Origin of the sequence: Pseudomonas sp. P9_31, from assembly GCF_034008235.1 — a bacterium.
Lineage (GTDB): Bacteria > Pseudomonadota > Gammaproteobacteria > Pseudomonadales > Pseudomonadaceae > Aquipseudomonas.
Map to the genome: position 1 here is coordinate 5,612,977 of NZ_CP125375.1, position 20,007 is coordinate 5,632,983.

22 protein-coding genes are annotated in these 20,007 nt (G+C 60.6%); 13 read left to right on the plus strand and 9 right to left on the minus strand.

Features of this window, described 5'->3' with window-relative positions; genetic code table 11:
• Positions 1–169 precede the first annotated feature (169 nt).
• From urtE to QMK51_RS25400, 8 genes are all read left to right on the plus strand, one after another.
• Positions 170–868: an urea ABC transporter ATP-binding subunit UrtE gene (gene urtE, locus QMK51_RS25365; protein WP_007907370.1), complete on the plus strand. Its 699-nt coding sequence runs from the start codon at positions 170–172 to the stop codon at positions 866–868.
• A 30-nt stretch (positions 869–898) separates the two neighbouring features.
• Positions 899–1,738, plus strand: coding sequence for an urease accessory protein UreD (locus QMK51_RS25370; RefSeq protein WP_320392391.1), 840 nt, complete (start codon positions 899–901; stop codon positions 1,736–1,738).
• Between the two features lie 154 nt (positions 1,739–1,892).
• On the plus strand, positions 1,893–2,195 hold the full coding sequence (gene ureA / locus QMK51_RS25375) for an urease subunit gamma (protein ID WP_007937143.1): 303 nt from the start codon (positions 1,893–1,895) through the stop codon (positions 2,193–2,195).
• Between the two features lie 9 nt (positions 2,196–2,204).
• Positions 2,205–2,738, plus strand: a complete 534-nt coding sequence (locus tag QMK51_RS25380) for a GNAT family N-acetyltransferase (protein ID WP_258697771.1) — start codon at positions 2,205–2,207, stop codon at positions 2,736–2,738.
• Between the two features lie 5 nt (positions 2,739–2,743).
• Positions 2,744–3,277, plus strand: a complete 534-nt coding sequence (locus QMK51_RS25385) for a GNAT family N-acetyltransferase (protein ID WP_258697772.1) — start codon at positions 2,744–2,746, stop codon at positions 3,275–3,277.
• Positions 3,277–3,582, plus strand: a complete 306-nt coding sequence (locus QMK51_RS25390; protein WP_030128285.1) for an urease subunit beta — start codon at positions 3,277–3,279, stop codon at positions 3,580–3,582. Before QMK51_RS25385 ends, QMK51_RS25390 begins: the two co-directional genes overlap by 1 nt.
• A 139-nt stretch (positions 3,583–3,721) precedes the next feature.
• Positions 3,722–5,422, plus strand: coding sequence for an urease subunit alpha (gene ureC, locus QMK51_RS25395; RefSeq protein ID WP_258697773.1), 1,701 nt, complete (start codon positions 3,722–3,724; stop codon positions 5,420–5,422).
• Between the two features lie 169 nt (positions 5,423–5,591).
• The gene (locus QMK51_RS25400; protein WP_320392392.1) at positions 5,592–6,719 is read left to right on the plus strand and encodes a HAMP domain-containing sensor histidine kinase; all 1,128 of its coding nucleotides are present in this window, start codon (positions 5,592–5,594) and stop codon (positions 6,717–6,719) included.
• 123 nt (positions 6,720–6,842) lie between these two features.
• On the opposite strand, the gene QMK51_RS25405 is transcribed toward QMK51_RS25400, so the two are convergent.
• Positions 6,843–7,148, minus strand: coding sequence for a chaperone modulator CbpM (locus QMK51_RS25405; RefSeq protein WP_258697775.1), 306 nt, complete (start codon positions 7,146–7,148; stop codon positions 6,843–6,845).
• A 24-nt stretch (positions 7,149–7,172) separates the two neighbouring features.
• The gene (locus QMK51_RS25410) at positions 7,173–8,120 is read right to left on the minus strand and encodes a DnaJ C-terminal domain-containing protein (protein ID WP_258697776.1); all 948 of its coding nucleotides are present in this window, start codon (positions 8,118–8,120) and stop codon (positions 7,173–7,175) included.
• Between the two features lie 297 nt (positions 8,121–8,417).
• Between QMK51_RS25410 and QMK51_RS25415 the strand changes: the two genes are divergently transcribed.
• Entirely contained in the window at positions 8,418–9,692 is a 1,275-nt protein-coding gene (locus tag QMK51_RS25415; RefSeq protein WP_258697777.1) for an Hsp70 family protein, read from the plus strand.
• Positions 9,693–9,814: 122 nt separating this feature from the next.
• Here QMK51_RS25415 and QMK51_RS25420 read toward each other — a convergent pair whose 3' ends face one another.
• From QMK51_RS25420 to QMK51_RS25430, 3 genes are all read right to left on the minus strand, one after another.
• A complete protein-coding gene (locus QMK51_RS25420) occupies positions 9,815–10,828 on the minus strand; it encodes a hypothetical protein (RefSeq protein ID WP_320392393.1) in 1,014 nt (337 codons plus the stop codon).
• Positions 10,829–11,008: 180 nt separating this feature from the next.
• Positions 11,009–11,314, minus strand: a complete 306-nt coding sequence (locus tag QMK51_RS25425; protein ID WP_320392394.1) for a PsiF family protein — start codon at positions 11,312–11,314, stop codon at positions 11,009–11,011.
• 72 nt (positions 11,315–11,386) lie between these two features.
• The gene (locus tag QMK51_RS25430) at positions 11,387–12,175 is read right to left on the minus strand and encodes a helix-turn-helix transcriptional regulator (RefSeq protein WP_320392395.1); all 789 of its coding nucleotides are present in this window, start codon (positions 12,173–12,175) and stop codon (positions 11,387–11,389) included.
• 98 nt (positions 12,176–12,273) lie between these two features.
• Here QMK51_RS25430 and QMK51_RS25435 point away from each other — a divergent pair, with 98 nt between their 5' ends.
• Positions 12,274–13,161: a DMT family transporter gene (locus QMK51_RS25435; RefSeq protein ID WP_320392396.1), complete on the plus strand. Its 888-nt coding sequence runs from the start codon at positions 12,274–12,276 to the stop codon at positions 13,159–13,161.
• Between the two features lie 103 nt (positions 13,162–13,264).
• Here the strand turns inward: QMK51_RS25435 and QMK51_RS25440 are convergent, their stop codons facing one another.
• The 3 genes from QMK51_RS25440 to QMK51_RS25450 all read right to left on the minus strand — a co-directional run bounded on the left by QMK51_RS25440 (position 13,265) and on the right by QMK51_RS25450 (position 15,209).
• Positions 13,265–14,155: a triacylglycerol lipase gene (locus tag QMK51_RS25440; RefSeq protein WP_320392397.1), complete on the minus strand. Its 891-nt coding sequence runs from the start codon at positions 14,153–14,155 to the stop codon at positions 13,265–13,267.
• 109 nt (positions 14,156–14,264) lie between these two features.
• Entirely contained in the window at positions 14,265–14,570 is a 306-nt protein-coding gene (locus QMK51_RS25445) for a DMT family transporter (RefSeq protein ID WP_258697783.1), read from the minus strand.
• Positions 14,571–15,209 (minus strand): FMN-dependent NADH-azoreductase, encoded by a 639-nt coding sequence (locus QMK51_RS25450; RefSeq protein ID WP_320392398.1) that lies wholly within the window; start codon positions 15,207–15,209, stop codon positions 14,571–14,573. It abuts the gene before it with no gap.
• 109 nt (positions 15,210–15,318) lie between these two features.
• Between QMK51_RS25450 and QMK51_RS25455 the strand changes: the two genes are divergently transcribed.
• Positions 15,319–16,275, plus strand: a complete 957-nt coding sequence (locus QMK51_RS25455) for a LysR substrate-binding domain-containing protein (protein WP_320392399.1) — start codon at positions 15,319–15,321, stop codon at positions 16,273–16,275.
• Positions 16,276–16,310: 35 nt separating this feature from the next.
• On the opposite strand, the gene QMK51_RS25460 is transcribed toward QMK51_RS25455, so the two are convergent.
• The gene (locus QMK51_RS25460) at positions 16,311–18,386 is read right to left on the minus strand and encodes an AsmA family protein (RefSeq protein ID WP_320392400.1); all 2,076 of its coding nucleotides are present in this window, start codon (positions 18,384–18,386) and stop codon (positions 16,311–16,313) included.
• 386 nt (positions 18,387–18,772) lie between these two features.
• On the opposite strand from QMK51_RS25460, the gene QMK51_RS25465 reads away from it, so the two are divergent.
• Both QMK51_RS25465 and QMK51_RS25470 read left to right on the plus strand, forming a co-directional pair.
• A complete protein-coding gene (locus QMK51_RS25465) occupies positions 18,773–19,201 on the plus strand; it encodes a hypothetical protein (RefSeq protein ID WP_320392401.1) in 429 nt (142 codons plus the stop codon).
• Between the two features lie 156 nt (positions 19,202–19,357).
• Entirely contained in the window at positions 19,358–19,990 is a 633-nt protein-coding gene (locus QMK51_RS25470; RefSeq protein WP_258697788.1) for a TetR family transcriptional regulator, read from the plus strand.
• The last annotated feature ends 17 nt before the right edge of the window (positions 19,991–20,007 follow it).

A 20,007-nucleotide genomic window follows, 5' to 3' on the forward strand; every position in this document is an offset into this window, starting at 1 on the left:
GTTCCCACGCTCTGCGTGGGAACGCCGCCTGGGACGCTCCGCGTTCCGCTGACAATGCAGGGCTCAAGTCCTGCGCACGGGTGACGCGGAGCGTCACGGGATGCATTCCCACGCAGAGCGTGGGAACGATCACATCAGCGTTCTGTGTGGAACAGAAGGAATTTTGAACATGCTGCAAGTCGACAAGCTGCACCAGTACTACGGCGGTAGCCACATCCTGCGGGGCCTGACGTTTGAGGTGAAGGTCGGCGAAGTCACCTGCCTGCTCGGGCGCAATGGCGTGGGCAAGACCACCCTGCTCAAATGCCTGATGGGTTTGCTGCCGGCCAAAGAAGGCGCGGTGAACTGGGAAGGCAAACCGATCACCACATTTAAGCCGCACCAACGGGTGCATGCCGGCATCGCTTACGTGCCTCAGGGCCGGGAGATCTTTGGCCGACTGACCGTGGAAGAAAACCTGCTGATGGGCCTGTCACGGTTTCCCGGCTCTGAAGCCAAGGAAGTCCCGGCGTTCATCTACGAGCTGTTCCCGGTGCTGCTGCAAATGAAGCAACGGCGTGGCGGTGACTTGTCCGGGGGGCAGCAACAGCAACTGGCGATCGGTAGAGCACTGGCCAGCCGTCCACGGTTGCTGATTCTCGACGAACCCACCGAAGGTATCCAGCCGTCAGTGATCAAGGAAATCGGCGCGGTGATCAAGCAGCTCGCAGCACGGGGCGACATGGCGATTCTGCTGGTGGAGCAGTTCTACGATTTCGCCGCCGAACTGGCCGACCAGTATCTGGTGATGTCTCGGGGAGAGATCGTGCAGCAGGGTCGTGGCGAAAATATGGAGGCCGAGGGTGTACGCGGTCTGGTTACGATCTAATCTGTAGCGTCCTAACGATAATTAGAAAATATGACCTTACCTGCCCACACCATCCTGTTCACCCCCAGCTGGCATGCCGAGCTGGAACTGGGTTACACCCGTTTCGGTGACAGCACACGCCCGGTCCAGCGCCGTCACAAAGGCCCGCTGCGGGTGCAGAAGCATCTGTATGCCGAAGGCCCCGAGGTGTGTCAGCACATCATCGTCCACCCGCCGGGCGGGATTGCCGGTGGTGATCGGCTGGACATCTCGGCCAGCGTCGGTACGCACGCCTGGGCGCAAATCACCAGCCCCGGCGCCGCCAAGTGGTATCGCGCGGTCGGGCCGGCTTATCAGAAACTCGACTTGCGTGTTGCCGCCGGTGCTACGTTGGAGTGGCTGCCGCAAGAGACGATTATCTTCAGCGACGCTCAGGCGGAACTCAGCACGAGCATTGATCTGCAAGGCTATGCACGGCTGTTCTACTGGGACGTGGTGGCATTGGGTCGCCCGGCCAGTGGCGAACGCTTCGACCTCGGGCATTTTCAGGCGCACCTGGATATCCGCCGCGACGGCCAGTTGCTCTGGCACGAGCGCCAGCGCATTGTCGGGAACGACGGTTTGCTGGACTCGCCGATAGGGCTGGATGGCCAACCGGTGTTTGCGACGTTGCTGGTGACCGGGGAGATTGATAGCGAACTGTTGGAAAAGTGCCGCTCGCTACCCAATGAGGTGCGCGGTGATCTGACGCAATTGCCGGGGCTGTTGGTCGCCCGGTGCCTGGCCAGCGAGGCGTTGTTGGCACGGGGTTGGCTAATTGATTTGTGGCGATTGCTCCGGCCTGCGTTGCTCGGCCGCGAAGCCGTCCCGCCAAGAATATGGAGCACCTGAATGCTTTTCTGTGGGAGCGAGCCTGCTCGCGATGGCGATCGTATAGTCAACATCTTCGCTGGATGTGATGACCTCATCGCGAGCAGGCTCGCTCCCACAGGTAACGCGTTCACAGATCCGATTACTTTTTAATCTGCCCTGATGGATTTCTACGATGGACCTGACCCCACGCGAAAAAGACAAGCTGCTGATCTTCACCGCCGGCCTCGTGGCCGAACGACGTTTGGCTCGCGGCGTGAAGCTCAATTACCCGGAGGCCATGGCCTATATTTCCGCGGCGTTGCTCGAAGGCGCGCGGGACGGCCAGACCGTGGCCGAGCTGATGCATTACGGCACCACCCTGCTCAGCCGCGAACAAGTGATGGAAGGCATCCCGGAAATGATCCCGGAGATCCAGGTCGAAGCGACGTTTCCCGACGGCACCAAACTGGTCACCGTTCACCAACCGATCGCCTGAGGCCGCGCCATGACTTTCCACATCCGCGATGCGCTGCACGCCGATCTGCCAGCGATCCGCGATATCTACAACGACGCCGTGCTCAATACCACGGCGATCTGGAACGAACAGGCCGTGGACCTGGGCAACCGCCAGGCCTGGTTCAGCGCCCGGCAAGCCCAGGGTTATCCGGTGCTGGTGATCGTCGACGGCGACAACAGCGTACTCGGCTACGCTTCTTTCGGTGACTGGCGGCCGTTCGACGGGTTCCGCCACACGGTCGAGCACTCGGTGTATGTGCGCAACGACCAGCGCGGCAATGGCCTCGGCCCGCGCCTGATGGAAGCGCTGATCGAACGCGCCAAAGGCTGCAACAAACACGTGATGGTCGCCGCCATCGAAAGCGGTAACGGCGCCTCGATCCGGCTGCACGATCGGGCCGGTTTTGTCGTCACCGGCCAAATGCCGCAGGTGGGTACCAAGTTCGGCCGCTGGCTGGACCTGACCTTCATGCAACTGATTCTCGACCCGGGCGTAATGCCTCCCGGTCCCCACAAGGAGTGATACCCATGAACGCCGCCCAACTGCGCCGCGTCAACGTTGAAAGCTTTGCGCACTATCGTCAGGGTTTGATTGATTTGCTGCTCGACGCCGTCGGCTATGGCGCCAGTGTCGGGTTCATGGCGGATCTGGACGCCACCCAGGCCCGAGCCTATTTCGATGAAGTCCAGGACAACCTGAACAAAGGCAACGTGCTGCTCTGGGTGGTGGTCAAGGACGAACAGGTACAGGCCAGCGTGCAACTGACGTTGTGCCAGAAAGCCAATGGGTTGAACCGCGCCGAAGTGCAGAAACTGCTGGTGCGTGAACACGCCCGTCGTCGCGGCCTGGGCCAACAGATGATGCATGCCCTTGAACTCGCTGCCCGCCAACACAAACGCGGCATGCTCTACCTCGACACCGAGGCCGGCTCCCCCGCCGAAGACTTCTACAAGGCGATGGGCTACACCCGCGCCGGCGAAATCCCCGACTACGCCTGCGACCCGAACGGCCAGTACAAACCGACTGCCCTTTACTACAAGATTCTCCAAGGAGCCCATTGATGATTCCCGGTGAATACCAGATCCAGCCCGGCGACATCGAACTCAACGTCGGCCGCCGCACCCTCAGCCTGAAGGTGGCCAACAGCGGCGACCGGCCGATCCAGGTCGGCTCGCATTACCACTTCTTCGAAACCAACGACGCCCTGACCTTCGACCGCGCCGCCAGCCGCGGCATGCGCCTGAACATCCCCGCCGGCACCGCCGTGCGCTTCGAACCGGGGCAGAGCCGCGAGGTCGAGCTGGTGGACCTGGCCGGGCATCGCCGGGTGTTCGGGTTTGCCGGCAGGATCATGGGTGATCTCTGACTAATGCGGCGTCTGCACTGGCCCCATCGCGAGCAGGCTCGCTCCCACATGAGACCGCGATCAAATGTGGAAGCGAGCCTGCTCGCGATAGCGAGTAATGCGAGCGATCTCAAAATCAATTGAATTCCAAGGCGAACACATGAAGATTTCCCGTCAGGCCTACGCCGACATGTTCGGCCCCACCGTCGGTGACAAGGTCCGTCTGGCCGACACCGAGCTGTGGATCGAAGTGGAACAGGACTTCACCACCTACGGCGAAGAAGTGAAATTCGGCGGCGGCAAAGTCATTCGCGACGGCCAGGGCCAGAGCCAGTTACTGGCCGCCGAGGTCGTCGATACCCTGATCACCAACGCGTTGATCATCGACCACTGGGGCATCGTCAAGGCCGACGTCGGCCTCAAGGACGGGCGCATCGCGGCCATCGGCAAGGCCGGCAACCCGGACATCCAGCCGAACGTCACCATCGCGGTCGGCGCCAGCACCGAAGTCATCGCCGGTGAAGGCATGATCCTCACCGCCGGCGGCATCGACACCCACATCCACTTCATCTGCCCACAGCAAATCGAAGAAGCGCTGATGAGCGGTGTCACCACCATGATCGGCGGCGGCACGGGACCTGCCACCGGCACCAACGCCACCACCTGCACCTCCGGGCCATGGCACCTGGCGCGCATGCTCCAGGCCGCCGATGCGTTCCCGATGAACATCGGCCTCACCGGCAAGGGCAACGCCAGCCTGCCGGAACCGTTGATCGAACAGGTCAAGGCCGGCGCCATCGGCCTCAAGCTCCACGAAGACTGGGGCACCACCCCGGCGAGCATCGACAACTGCCTGACCGTGGCCGACCAGTACGACGTGCAAGTGGCGATTCACACCGACACCCTCAACGAGTCGGGCTTCGTCGAAACCACCCTCGCCGCCTTCAAGGGCCGCACCATCCATACCTACCACACCGAAGGTGCCGGTGGCGGTCATGCCCCGGACATCATCAAGGCCTGCGGTTTTACCAACGTGCTGCCGAGCTCGACCAACCCGACCCGGCCGTTCACCCGCAACACCATCGACGAACACCTCGACATGCTGATGGTCTGCCACCACCTGGACCCGAGCATTGCCGAAGACGTGGCCTTCGCCGAAAGCCGCATCCGCCGCGAAACCATCGCCGCCGAAGACATCCTCCATGATCTCGGCGCCTTCTCGATGATCAGCTCCGACAGCCAGGCCATGGGCCGGGTCGGCGAAGTCATCACGCGCACCTGGCAGACCGCCGACAAGATGAAAAAACAGCGGGGCCCGCTGCCTCAGGATGGTGAAGGCAACGACAACTTCCGCGCCAAACGCTACATCGCCAAATACACGATCAACCCGGCAATCACCCACGGCATCAGCCATGAAGTGGGTTCGGTCGAGGTGGGTAAATGGGCGGACCTGGTGCTCTGGCGTCCGGCGTTTTTCGGGGTAAAACCGACGCTGATCCTCAAGGGCGGTGCTATCGCGGCCAGCCTGATGGGCGACGCCAACGCTTCAATCCCGACACCGCAACCGGTGCACTACCGCCCGATGTTCGCCAGCTACGGCGGCTCACTGCACGCCACCAGCCTGACCTTTATCAGCCAGGCGGCACAGGAAGCCGGTTTGCCCGAAGCCTTGGGCCTGAAGAAAAAAATCGCCGTGGTCAAAGGCTGCCGCGACGTGCAGAAAACCGACCTGATCCACAACGATTACCTGCCGAACATCGATGTCGATCCGCAGACCTATCAGGTCAAGGCCGACGGCGTGTTGCTCTGGTGTGAGCCAGCGGATGTATTGCCGATGGCGCAGCGTTACTTCCTGTTCTAGATTTTCTGATAATCCTGTGGCGAGGGGCTGCCCAAGGCAAGCCTGATGCCAGTCAGTCAAGCCCCCTCGCCACAGATGCATACAGCTCCCGCACATCTGCTTGAGCATTCGCTCGACTGATATGGGGCTAAGATGCGACTCCCGCCCTTTGCTCCACAGGTAATCGCCCATGCGCCTCAGTGATTTCATCGTTCAGAACGTAGACCGTATCGTCGATGAATGGGAGCAATTCGCCAAAACCATTACCCCCGCCGCCGAAAACATGGACAGCATGGCTCTGCGCGATCATGCAAAAGCGATCCTGCTGGCCGCCACACGGGACATGAACAAGCCTCAGTCCGCCAGTGAACAACTGGCAAAAGCCAGGGGCGAAGGTCCGGAAAAAACCCCGAGCCTGGACGAAGCCGGTGCCAACCATGGCGAGCTGCGGCATACCGTGGGTTTCGACCTGGTGCAGATGACCTCGGAGTTCCGCCATCTGCGCGCCTGTGTGATCCGCTTGTGGGTCAACAGCCTGGACTCGCCGGATCTGGCCTATTTCCAGGACATGATCCGTTTCAACGAAGCCATCGACGAAGCCCTGGCCGAATCCACCGCGGCGTATGCCGAGCAGGTCAATCGTTCCCGGGACATCTTTCTGGCGATCCTCGGCCATGACCTGCGCGCACCGCTGCAAGCGGTGAGCATGTCCACCGAAATGCTGATGCGCAAAACCACCCTTGAGGGCGACGCATTGACCTGTGCGCTCCACATCAAACGTGGCACCCGCCACATGGCGGTGATGGTCAGCGATTTGCTCGAGCTGGTCCGCAGTCGCCTGGGCAAGCGCCTGCCGATCGAACCGGTGCCCATGGATCTTGCCGATGCGACGCGTGACGCGATTGCCCAAGCCTGCGCCGCTCGTCCGCAATGCGATCCGACACTGAACGTCGAAGGCGATGCCCAAGGTGTGTGGGATGGCCGAAGGCTCAATCAAATGCTGCAAAATCTGATCGGCAACGCATTGCAGCACGGTTCGAACCACAGCGCGGTCAAACTGACCCTCAGGGGCGAAGCGGACAGTGTTCGGCTCACTGTGCATAACGACGGCACGCCGATTCCGCCCGAGGCGATCGACACGATCTTCGATCCGCTGGTACGCAGTGCCGACGAAGAACTCGGCGGGCCGACCACCAGCCTCGGTCTGGGACTGTTCATCGTCAAGGAAGTGGTTGATGCGCATCAAGGGACGATCGAGGTCAGTTCCAATGAGACCGATGGCACGCTGTTTACCGTGGTGTTGCCCAGGAAGGTGTGAGGCAGGAAGACCGCGTTATCGTTCTTCGCGAGCAAGCCCGCTCCCACAGGGGCATGCGATCGAATGTGGGAGCGGGCTTGCTCGCGAAAGCGTCCTCAAAGGCAATACAAAAACACAGAACGATTATTCGATCAGCAGCCGCCCCAACCGCTGCCTGAGCATGCGGTTCTCGGCCCGCAGTTGCCGGACCTCTTCAAGCAGGTCCAGCGCCAGGGCAACGCCTTCCCATTCCAGCTCCAGATCGCGCCGCAGCTTGGCGGCGCGCTTGGCCAGTGCCAGCTCATAATCGGTGAAGCGCCAATCCTTGGGCAAGGCTCCCTGAGGTTCAAGGATGCCGTGTTCGACGATCTCGATCACGTGCACGTCCGACAGTTCGGTCGCCTCGCAAAATTCTGCCAGGTCCAATAGAACGATCACGGGGTCGCTCATGATTGGCTACTCCTTATCTTTGAATCAAAAGTTCTCTCGTGGATCGAAAGCGGCTTTTTTCGCCAACTCCTCCCACAACTCTTTGACGTCATGGTCGAGCTTTTTCGGCATCACCGCCTTGAGCTGCACGAACAGGTAGCCACGGTGGCCGGCCTTGTGCAGCAAACCGTGGCCCTTGGCGCGCATGCGCTGGCCATTCTGGCTGCCGGCCGGGACCTTGAGGTTGATCTTGCCAGTCAGGGTCGGCACCGCGACTTCGGTCCCCAGCGCCAGCTCCCACGGTGCCAGCGGCAAGGTGATGATCAGGTTCTCGCCTTCGACATCGAATTTAGGGTGCGGCGCAAAACGAATGGTCAGGTACAGGTCGCCATTGACCCCGCCACCGATACCCGGAGCGCCCTGGCCCTTGAGGCGGATGCGCTCGCCGTCGGCAACGCCGGCGGGGATCTTCACGTTCAGGCTTTTGCTGGTGTTGCTGACATGCTGGCCGGCAGCGTTGTACTGCGGCACCTGGAAGCTGACCTTCTTCGATTCGGTCGAGAGGGTTTCTTCCAGAAAAACCGGTAATTCCATTTCCACGTCTTGCCCTCGACGCCCGGCGCTATGGCCCGACCGTCCACCACCATTGAAACCCGGACCACGGTTGCCGAAGATCGAACTGAAGAAGTCCGAGAAATCGCCCGTGTCCTGACCACCACCACCGAAACCACCGCGGCTCTGCCAACCCGGCGGGCCCTGAAAGGGCTGGCCGTGGTGGCCGTATTTGCGCAAGTCGTCGTATTCGGCGCGCTTGTCGGCGCTTTTCAGCGCTTCATAGGCTTCGGACGCGTCCTTGAATTTGGCCTCGGCATCCTTTTCCTTGCTGACGTCGGGGTGGTATTTACGCGCCAGCTTTCGATAGGCGGCCTTGATCGCCTTATCGTCCGCGGTCGGTTCCACACCGAGAATCTTGTAATAGTCTTTGAAGTCCATCGAGGGAATCACCATCCATTATCGAAATCGCGCAGCTCGGTACAGCATGCTCTTGTTTGCAGCGTCTGGATTGACCAATCTCAACTTTGTGACCGGGCAGCGCATCAGAAGTTTATCGGCAGCAGGGCGCGGTTCTTGCAGTCGCCCCAAGGGTTGCCAAGTCTATGCAGGGAAGTTTGGGGGTGATGGACCATCTTTCAAGCGCTGACCGCTGCGATTTAACAGATAGTCGGCCTTCGAATCTTCGCCGCACTGGCATACACTGCGCGGCCGTTTTTTAACCGGAACTTGAAAGACATGAAAAACGCATCTCCAGCCCGTGCCTGTGGTATCGACTTCGGCACGTCCAACTCCACCGTCGGCTGGCTGCGCCCCGGCATGGAAACGCTGATCGCGCTGGAGGACGACAAGATCACCCTGCCTTCGGTGGTCTTCTTCAATATGGAAGAACGCCGCCCGGTGTACGGCCGACTGGCGCTGCACGAGTACCTGGAAGGTTACGAAGGCCGGCTGATGCGCTCGCTCAAGAGCCTGCTGGGCTCCAAGCTGATCAAGCACGACACCAGCGTCCTCGGCACGGCGATGCCGTTCAAGGACCTGCTCGGGCTGTTCATCGGTCAGCTGAAAAAGCGCGCCGAAGCCGCCGCCGGTCGGGAGTTCGAGGAAGTGGTGCTGGGCCGCCCAGTGTTCTTCGTCGATGACGACGAACTGGCCGACCAGGAAGCAGAAAACACCCTGGTGGATGTAGCACGCGCCATCGGCTTCAAGGACGTCTCGTTCCAGTACGAGCCTATTGCAGCGGCGTTCGACTACGAGTCGACCATCGAAAAGGAAGAGCTGGTACTGATCGTCGACATCGGCGGTGGTACCTCGGACTTCTCCCTGGTGCGCCTGTCCCCTGAGCGCCGCAACCACGACAACCGTCACGACGACATCCTCGCCACCGGTGGCGTGCACATCGGCGGGACCGATTTCGACAAGCAGCTGAGCCTGCAAGGCCTGATGCCGCTCTTTGGCTACGGCAGCCGGATGAAGAGCGGCGCCTACATGCCCACCAGCCACCACATGAACCTGGCGACCTGGCACACCATCAACTCGGTGTACTCGCAGAAGTCGACCCTGGCTCTGGGCAGCATGCGTTACGACATCGAGGACACCGGCGGCATCGATCGCCTGTTCAAGCTGATCGACCAGCGCGCCGGGCACTGGCTGGCCATGGAAGTGGAAGAAACCAAGATCCAGCTGACTCACGCCGACAGCCGCCATGTGCCGCTGGATCGCATCGAGTCCGGTTTGAGCGTGGAACTGACCCGGGCGCTGTTCGAATCGGCCATCGACAACTTGCTGGAGCGGGTGCGCAACAGCGTGACCCAATTGCTGAACGACGCCAATGTACGGGTCGATCAGGTGGATACGGTGTTCTTCACCGGCGGTTCGAGCGGGATTCCGGCGCTGCGCAACAGCATCTCGGCGATGTTGCCGAACGCGCAGCATGTTGAGGGGAACATCTTTGGCAGCATCGGCAGTGGGTTGGCGATTGAGGCGATGAAGCGCTACGGCACTTTGGCCTGATCCGACACCGAGGCGCCCCTATCGCGAGCAGGCTCGCTCCCACATTTGTCCTGCGAACACAGGTCCATTGTGGGAGCGAGCCTGCTCGCGATGGGGTCAGTTCAGGTGATACATCTGCTGGATCAAACCATCCCCAGCAACTTCAACTCACTCTTCAGATACGCGTAATAAATCGGCCCCGCCACCACCCCCGGCAGGCCGAACGCGGCTTCGAACACCAGCATCGCCAGCAGCAACTCCCACGACTTGGCACTGATCTGCCCCCCGACAATGCGTGCGTTGAGGAAGTATTCGAGCTTGTGGATAAAGATCAGATAACCCAGTGCCGCCACCGCCACCCAGATCGACAGCGACAAGCCGACGATGGTGATCAAGGTGTTCGACATCAAGTTGCCGATCACCGGCAGCAGGCCGAGCAGGAAGGTCAGCACGATCAGGGTTTTGGTCAGCGGCAGCTTGATCCCGAACATCGGCAGGATCACCGCGAGGAAAATCCCGGTGAAAAAGGTGTTGAGCAGGGAAATCTTGATCTGGGCAAACACGATGTTGCGAAACGCCTGGACCAACAGGTGCAAACGGTCGAACAACGCCGCGGCCAAGGGCTTGCGCTTGGTCAGGTCTGGCACGCGCTGCAAGGCGATGATCGCCCCCAGCACCATACCGATCAGCAACGTCACGAACATATGCGCCGCGTCCTTGCCCACCAGCTGCAAGTCGCTTAAGTGCTTGCTCATCCACTCGCCGATGGCCACCCGGAACTCGGCGGCACTGGCGGGTAAATAAGCGTCGATGAACGGCGGTAACTGCCCGCGCGCGCGGTCGACCACGACCATGAATTTGTCGAGAGAAGCGCCGGGGTTTTCCGCCTCGTGCAGCAGAAAACTGATCGCACCGGCAAAGATCAGTGCCAGCACACTGACCACTAATGTCCCCAGCAACGCCACCGCCAGCCAGCGCGCACGCCGACCTTCGATCAGCCGCTGCAACTGCGGCGTGAGCATGTTGACCAGTTCGAACACCAACAACCCGGCCAGCAGGCTGGGCAGCAATCGCAGAGGGATCACCAGCAGCAAACCGCCAAAAATGATAACCCAACTGATGAGCAACAGAACGTGACGCTGAGAAAACGCTGACATACAGCCTCAAAACGAACGACGTAAAAGGATTGGCAGTCTGCCAGCGTTCCGGCGCCGAAGCGAGCAAACACGAACCTGTGGGAGCGAGCCTGCTCGCGATAGCATCACTGCGGTCCTGCGTGATGCCTAGTCGCCTGCATCGTCGGATCGCCGCCCGGAGCAGGCTCGTTCCCACAATGCTTATTTTTTCTTCAGGCACTCGCTCATGAAGGCTTTGCGCGCATCGCCCTTGAGGGCCTTGGTGGTGGCATCGGCGTTGCAGGTTTTCATCTTTTCCTGTTGAGGTGTCATGGGTTTGGCGGCATCGGCGGCCGGCGCGGCTTTGAGGCAAGTGCTCATGAAGGCTTTGCGCTCGTCGCCCTTGAGGCTCTTGGCGGTAGCGTCGGCATTGCAGGTGGTCATCTTGTTCTGTTGGGCAGTGGCGGCGAAACCCTGGGAGCAGAGCAACAAACCGATCAACAACAACGGGGCACGCAACATCTTCATGGAGTTTTCTCCTTGTTACCGCACCGATGGGTGCGGCCTCGCTCTGAAGTGTAGACAAAGCCTGTTACACGTTCACCTGCTATCGAGGTGGCTGCGTCGATACTGTTCCGGCGTACACCCGGCCTGGCGCTGAAACATCGCGATAAACGCCGAGCCGGTGCTGTAACCCATGTCGAAGGCGATTTCCTGAATGTTACGGTGGCTGTCCAGCGCTTCGATCGCCGCCAGAAACCGCAACCGTTGCCGCCACTCCCCGAAGCTCATGCCCAATTCACGGACAAACTGCCGCGCCAGCGTGCGCTCGCTGACATGAATGTTCGCGGCCCAATCCGCCAATGGTCGGTTGTCTCCGGGGGCGGCCTGCAGGGCTTGCAGAATACCGAGTAACCCGGGGTTGCTGGCGTAGGGCAAGTAACACTCTTGCATCGGCGCCTGTTGCAGTTGGTCCACCAGCACTTGAGCCAGACGCTTGTCCGTATCGTGCTCGGGAATTTTCACATCGCGGGCGGCGAAGTCTTTCAGGATCGCCTTGAGAATGTCGCTGATCGCCAGGGTGCAGGCCTGCTGCGGCAGATCACGGCACAGCATCGGTGCCAGGCAGACCGCGCGATAGTTGATCGGCTGATTGCTATAGAAACTGTGCTCGGTCCCGGGCGGCACCCACACCGCGTATTGCGGCGGCGACATGAAACGGCTGCCGTCGACATCCATGTGCAACACACCATGGGCCGCGTACTCCAGCGTGCCCCACGGATGCCGGTGAGGCGCGGCGTATTCGTGGGCGTTGAAGTCGGCGTAGCGGAAATACACTGCTGACGGCAGTTCGCTGAAATCCAGCAGGTCGATGTGTTTGCTGTTCATGCTGTCCGGAATCAGAGGCAGGTTGTCTGGATTGCAGTATAGGCTTTGATACAGACAGACGGATAATCCTCCTTCATTAACATTCTGGCTTTTTTCCGATGCAATACGCTTATCCCCTGCTGGCCATTTTCATTTGGGCCGGCAACACCGTGATCAATAAACTCGCGGTCGGCGCGATCTTCCCCGCCGAAATCGGTTTCTACCGCTGGCTGCTGGCCGGGATTCTGTTCACGCCTTTCATGCTTAAACCGGTGATTAGCCACTGGCCGGCGATCCGCCCGAACCTGGGCAGGATTTTCATCCTTGGTGTGCTCGGCATGGCGGTTTATCAGAGCCTGGCCTACTTCGCCGCGACGCTGACGTCGGCCACCAACATGGGGATCATTCTGTCGCTGATGCCGTTGATGTCGCTGGCCATGGCGATGGTCAGCCTCGGCCAACGCCTGACCGCCGGCGCACTGGCCGGTGCGGTGTTGTCGTTTGCCGGTGTTTTGGTGGTGGTGTCGTCCGGCAGCCTCGGCGCATTGCTGGAGCATGGGGTGAACCTGGGCGACGCGATGATGCTGATCGCCACGCTGGCTTATGCGGTTTACAGCACCCTGTTGAAAAAATGGCAGCTGCGTTTGCCGCCGCTGGTGTTGCTGTATTTGCAGGTGCTGGTCGCGGTGGTGGTGCTGTTTCCGTTGTTCCTTGCCTCACCGAAAATCGGCCCGACCCTGCACAACATTCCACTGGTGCTTTACGCGTGCCTGCTGGCCTCGATGCTTGCGCCGCTGGCGTGGATGCAGGCCGTGGTGCGCCTGGGGCCGAGCCGTACCACGCTGTTTTTCAATTTGCTGCCGTTGATTACGGCGCTGATTGCGGCGGTGGTGCTGCATGAGCAGTTGGCGCTGTATCACTTGGTGGGTGGGGTGTTGACGTTGGGTGGGGTGATTTTGTCGGAGCGGTGGACTACTGTGCTAGGCCGAAAGGTCACCGTTGGCTGATCTGGCGCTATCGCGAGCAGGCTCGCTCCCACAATGGGCCTGTGTTCGCAGAGTAAATGTGGGAGCGAGCCTGCTCGCGATGAACGATGACGCGGTCTGACGGCTAAACCCCGGCCGCCTTCAACCTCGCCGCATGTTCGACAAACAACCGCACCGGCTCTGCGCCCTTGCCCACCAACCCCAGTGATTGATTGACGATATCGAAGTGATCCATCGGGTATTCATCACCAATCACCGTCCCCAGGTGCGAGCTGTAACGCCCGACCATCCCGTCGCAATGCCCCGCTTCACGCACAAAGGTTGTGGCAAACAACCGGCAACTGCGATTGGTCCCGTCGAACAGGTTGCACCCGTGATCGGTTTTGCCCGGCTGTAAAGTCCCGGACCAGGAGTAATAACGCACGCCGTTAACCTCTTCCGGCCCCTGCCCGCCCCAAGTGTCAGGCAACCCCTGTGGATAACGCTGATTGAACAGCGCCACGCCTGCCGTGGTCAGCGATTGGTGCGAAGCCGGGATATCCACCGGCAGTCTCGGCCCCCGATAACCGGTTTCCAGCAGGCACATCAACGCGCTGATCAGCCACAGCAAAAAGCTGAGCAGCCGGCCTTTGGCGCTGTCAGCCGGATAATTTTCATGTAGGTAGTCCGCCAACTCCGAGCCATGGTTGGGGCCGGCCACCGAGGTCACCGACGCTACCTGGTCCGGGCGTTTTGCCGCGGCATAACGGGCGGTCAACGAGCCTTGGCTATGGCCGATCAGATTGACCTTCCCGGCTCCGGTTTCGCGCAGAATCTCCTCGATCCGTGCCAGCAATTGCTCGCCGCGTACCTCCGTGGAATTGAGCGGCGAGACCTGCACCGCGATCACGGTCGCCCCATCCCGGCGCAACGCCGAAATAATGCCGTACCAATAGGGGTAGAGCAGCAGACGGATAAACCCGAGCATCCCCGGGACCAGCACCAACGGGTAACGCGTGGCGGAACCTTGCGACATGGATGAACAATCCTTGTGAGCGGTGAGATGAAGCGAGGCTGGATGCAAGGCATCAGCCAAGCATCGTCACCCAAGATGACAACTCGACGACCCGTCTATGACAGCCACCCTACTTCAACCCTGCCACGCCTGCCACAATCAGCCCGACCGACACCAGCTTGAGCATGGTCAGGCTTTCACCGAGTAGCGCAAAACCGAGGAACACCGTGCCCAGCGAACCGATGGCAGTCCAGATCGGGTAGGCGATGCTCACCGGCAACTCGCGCATGGCCAGCGTCAGAAAATAAATCCCGCCCACCGCGGCCACCACGGTGATCACCGAGGGCCAAAGCCGGGAGAAGCCTTCGGCGTACTTCATGCCCATGGCGAAGGTGACTTCGAACCCGGCGGCGATCAGCAAGAACAGCCAGGCCATCTACAACTCCCTGGCCAGCGCCAGCAAACGCTGCTCGGCCTCGGCCACGGAAACCTGGAAAGTACGCTCGGCAGACTCTTCGCCCTCGGCGGCGACAACCGTAATGTCGGTGATGCCGATGAACCCCAGCGCCGTGCGCAGCAACGGATCGGCATGGTTCATCGCTTCCAGCTCACCACCCGGCCCGAAGCCGAATCCGCCGCGACTGGTGACGATCAACGCTTTCTTGCCTCGCACCAGTGGTTCGTACTGAGCGACGCCGTTGTCCAGGGTGTGATTGAACGTCAGCCCGAGCCGCACAATCTGGTCGATCCAGGCCTTGAGGCCGCTGGGCACGCTGAAGTTGTACATCGGCGTGGAAATCACCAACAGATCATGGCCGAGTAACTCCCCCACCAATTCATCGCTGAGTGCCAGGTCGGCCTGCATCGACAGCGGTCGTGCTTGCGGCTCTGGATGAAAAGCGGCCGCTACGAAGGCTTCGTTGACGGGCGGAATCAACGCCCGACCGACTTCACGGCGAGTCAGTTGCGACTGCGGGTTGCGGACCTGCCAGGCCGAAATAAACACCTCGGCCAAACGTCGTGAATGGGAACGGTCGCCACGGGGGCTGGCGTGAATGGCAAGAATTGTGCTCATCTGAATCTCCTGAAGACTAAACTCGAACTGTTTGTGGCTCGCAGCTTGAAGCTGGCGGCCGCGTCTATTCAAATGAGCAAAAATCAGTCTGGATGAATCCATTTCATCCATGGAGTTTCAAATGTTTGCCTCGTTACCGCTGACCGCCCTACGGGCCTTCGAATCCGCCTCACGCCTGCTGAGTTTCAAGGCCGCCGCCGAAGAGCTCTCCGTGACGCCGACGGCGGTTTCCCACCAGATCCGCTCCCTGGAAAACTGGCTCGGCGTGCCGCTGTTCGAACGACTGCCACGGCAGGTGCGCCTCACCGAGAGCGGCGAACGGCTGTTCCGCAGCCTGCACGGCGCCCTGCTGGAAGTGGCGCAAAGTGTCGATACCTTGCGCCCGCAACGCAGCGGCACGAGCCTGACGGTCTCCACCACGGCCGCCTTCGCGGCCCTCTGGCTGGTGCCAAGGCTGGGCCGGTTTTACGCCCGCCATCCGAACATCAGCCTGCGGCTGGACACTCACTGCGAAGTCATCGATTTGCATCAGGACGCCAGTGTCGATCTGGTGGTGCGTTACAGCCTCGACGATTACCCGAACCTGTATGGGCTGTGCCTGTTCGACGAATCCTTCGGGGTCTATGGCTCGCCTGAACAAGTGGCCCTGGCAGCCAGTCGGGTACCGACCCTGATCAGCGTGCGCTGGCACAACTCCAAGCTTTACGCCCACGGCTGGGAGGCCTGGTGCGCGCAGTCCGGCGAAACCTGGCTGGCCGGGCAACCGGCGGTGCGTGAATACGACGAAGAGCATTACGCGCTGCAAGCCGCCATCGCCGGGCAAGGTCTGGTGCTGGCGAGCAATATTCTGGTGTCGGAAAGTGTGGCCAGCGGTTTGCTGGTAGCTTATCGGGGTGGCATTCAGGTCGACGGGGCCGGATACAGCGCGCTATGCGTGCCGGGCCGTGAACGGCATCCGCCAGTGCGGGCATTCTTTGCGTGGTTGCAGGAGGAAGCTCGGTTGTCGGGTCTATTGCCAAGATCGCAGCCTGCGGCAGCGCCTACAGGAGAACTCATTTCCCTGTAGGAGCCTGCGAAAGCGTCATAACAGACGCCAACGGATTACCGGGTTGGCTTAACCGTCACCGGCGCCTTCCCGGCCTTCATCTGCTCCAGCAACGGCGCACATTGATTGGGCTCACCCGCGCTGGGCGCTATCAGCGCCAGCAAGCCCGCCGCTGGCGCGGCAATCACACCCAATGCCACCATCCCCGCCCCACGCAACATCAATGGCACCGCTTTCACACCCGCATCCGGCTTGATGAATTTGCCCCGCACATACAGCGGCGAACGCAGCGAAATCAAACGCCAACCCTTGGATTCCGGGCTGATGGTGAGGTCCAGTTGCTCGGTCGCCATGTTCGCCGTGCCATCGATGTAGACGATCGCGTTCTCGGTATCGAAGACAAACAGCCGCGTGGTCGCCAGCCCACTCTTGATGTCGAAATCGGCCGCCGCGCAGTTGATCTTCACTTCCTTGTCGCCAAAGATTTTGCCGACCACATAGTTGCCGACGTTCAATCCCGCCAGTTCCATCAATTCGCGGCTGATCGCGCCATCATTGATCAGCATTTTCAGATTGCCATCGGCAGTGCCCAGCAATTTGGCCACCGAGTTGCCCCGTCCGGTAAGGTCGGCGTCGCCATTGAGTTCACCGAAACTGGTTTTCATCAGATCAAAGGTGGGAAATAGCTGCTTGAGCTTGAACTTGCGCGCGGTCAGTTTGGCCTGGCCTTCCAAGGGCTCGGTACGTCCGTTCAGACGAATCTGCGCATCCAGGTTGCCGCCGGCCACACCGAAACGCAGGGGTTCGAGGCTGAGCACGCCATCCGTCAGCACTAGATGAGTGTAGAGATCGTTGAACGGCAGTTTTTCGTTGTGAACAATGCGCTTGCCGGTGAACTCAACGTCGGCATCCATGGCGCGCCAGCGTTCGGTCTTGAACTCTTCGACCGGCAGCACCTTGTCTGTCGGCTGCTTGCTTTCACCACCACGGGCCGTTTGCTTGGCATTGGAGTCGGCGCCGATCAGCGGGGCCAGGTCGCTAAACAGCAGTTGATTGGACACCAGCGCCCCGCTGAGCTTGGGCCTTGGCTGGCTCGCGACATAAGCCAGGTTGCCGTGGATGTCACTCTCGCCGATCTTGCCGTTGAAGTCCTCATAACGGTACACCGCCCCGCCCGGTTCATGCAGCTTGGCGGTCAAGTGCCCGTCGGTGGCGTACGGCGGAGTATCCGGGAGCGTCACGCCGATCAGCGGATAGAGATTGCCCAGGCTGGCACCGGCCAGTTTCAAGCGCAAATCCAGGGCGCCGAGATTCAATGGATCGGTGAGCGTGCCGGCCAGCTCGACGCTGGTGTCGGCGATGTTCACTTGCGCCTGAAGCGGGAACGGCCTGGTGGCATCCTGTAAGGCCAGCAACCCCCCGATTTTGCCTTGGCCGGCCAGATTCTGGCCGTGGTATTGGCCTTTGACCTTCAACGCGAACGCGTAATCCTGCGGCGAACCGCCCTTCTCAAGCGCGGTTTTCGCCGCTTTGTCGCCGACGATGTCACTGAACGGAATCGGCTTGCCCAGCGGATCGATAAGCAAGTCGAGGCGGGTTTTCAGGCTCTGGTCGTCGAGCGTGACATGGCTCTTGTCGAAGCCGATGGCACCAATGTCCAGCGCCCAGTGTGAAGGCTCGGCGTTCGGGTCCTTGGGATCGAACTTGAACGTCCAGTTGGCGCGGCCGTCGGCCAGACGCTGCAGGTCGGCATTGGGCTCGGTCAAATCGATGCGCGGGATCACCACCCGCTGCGTCAGCAAGGCCAGCGGCGAGATGCGCAGTTCTACGCGCTTGAGGGTGGCCATCTGCGGTCGCTTCGACCAGTCCGGGCTGCCCAGGCTCAGGTCCTCGGCCACCACATGTGGCCACGGCACCCAGGCCCGCCAGCCGCCCTCGTCGGGCTCGCGCTGCCAGACCACCGCGAGGTTGCCATTGATGGCGAACGGACGATGCAGTTCTTCGGACACTTTGGCGTTCAGGGGCGGCTTGATCCGGTTCCAATCGAAGAACGCGATGATCAGTACCAGAACGGCCAGCAGGACAACGAGGCTGGCGAAGGTCCAGGCAAACATTTTACGAGTGCGCGTCATTGCACAGGGCTCCTGAATACGACTGAGCGCCCGGACAGCGACGCACCTATGAAACGTTAGGCCAGAACCGGCCTGCCATGACATCTAGGACTGGGAAATGGCGTGCAGGTTTAACCGCATAGCCGTTTAACACTCAAATAATCGGTCGTGGCCACACTGCTCCCTCATCCGGCGTTATAGACCCGCACTTTTGTGCTGCACGAGTGAGTCGAAAATACCCACATCAGCGCAAAAACGTTCGTCGGCAACGCCCGTTCTAGAGCGCTTCGACGGAACAATCAATTCTGTTGATTATTACCATTGCGTTTATGAACTTTTACATCGACTTATCGAGAGTAACATTGCCCTCGTACCCACTTTATCGCCCTCCCAAGGAGCAACCCATCATGAAACGCGAATTACTGCTTAGCCTGACCCTCTCGATGTTAGCCAGCACCGCTTTTGCTCTGCCGGCCGCTGATCAGGCCACTCCACAAGTCAAAGACAGCCACTCGGTGTTCAGCCAAACCGTTGCCGAAGGCGGTAATGATCGCCTGAAAGAAAAAGGCCTGATCACTCAAGATGGCTCAGACCGTACCCCACAAGGTCAAACCCTGGCCGCTGACGGTACCGATCGCACCCCACAAGGCCAAACCCTGGCCGCTGACGGTACCGACCGTACCCCACAAGGCCAAACTCTGGCTGCTGACGGTACCGACCGTACCCCACAAGGCCAAACCCTGGCTGCTGACGGTACCGATCGCACCCCACAAGGCCAAACCCTGGCTGAAGGCGGTGGTGACCGTGTGATCGAACGCAACAGCGCTGTGAGCTAAGCCCATGGTGGCCCTGAAAAAAGCCCAATCCCCGGATTGGGCTTTTGACTTTATAGAAGCCGAATTTCCCCGCGTAATCCCCCGATAGTCGTTCGACGCCAGCGAAGCCGATTTGCTAGAGTGCGCCGCTGTCCCTGTCCAGAAAACACTCTTGCGATGCTGCCCCGCGCCGAACAGAAACAACAGACCCGCAACGCCCTGATGGACGCTGCCCGCCACCTGATGGAAAGCGGCCGAGGATTCGGCAGCCTGAGCCTGCGGGAAGTCACCAGAACCGCCGGGATCGTCCCCACCGGTTTCTACCGGCATTTCGCCGACATGGATGAGCTGGGCCTGGCGCTGGTGAGCGAAGTCGGTCAGACCTTCCGCGAAACCATCCGCCTGGTGCGCCATAACGAGTTCGTCATGGGCGGCATCATCGATGCCTCGGTGCGGATCTTTCTCGATGTGGTCACGGCCAATCGTTCGCAATTCCTGTTTCTGGCCCGCGAGCAGTACGGCGGTTCGCTGCCGGTGCGCCTGGCCATCGCCCGCTTGCGCGAGGACATCAGCTCGGACCTGGCGGCCGACTTGGCGCTGATGCCGAAACTGCAGCATCTGGACATTGCCGGCCTGAGCGTCATGGCGGATCTGATCGTCAAAAGCGTGTTCGCGACCTTGCCGGACATTATCGATCCACCAGCGCAGGCGTTGCCGGAGCATCTGACGCCGCAGGCGAAAATTACCCAGCAGTTGCGGTTTATCTTTATTGGCTTGAAGCATTGGCAGGGACTCGGCAGTACCGAGTAAACAATTCCCCCCTGTGG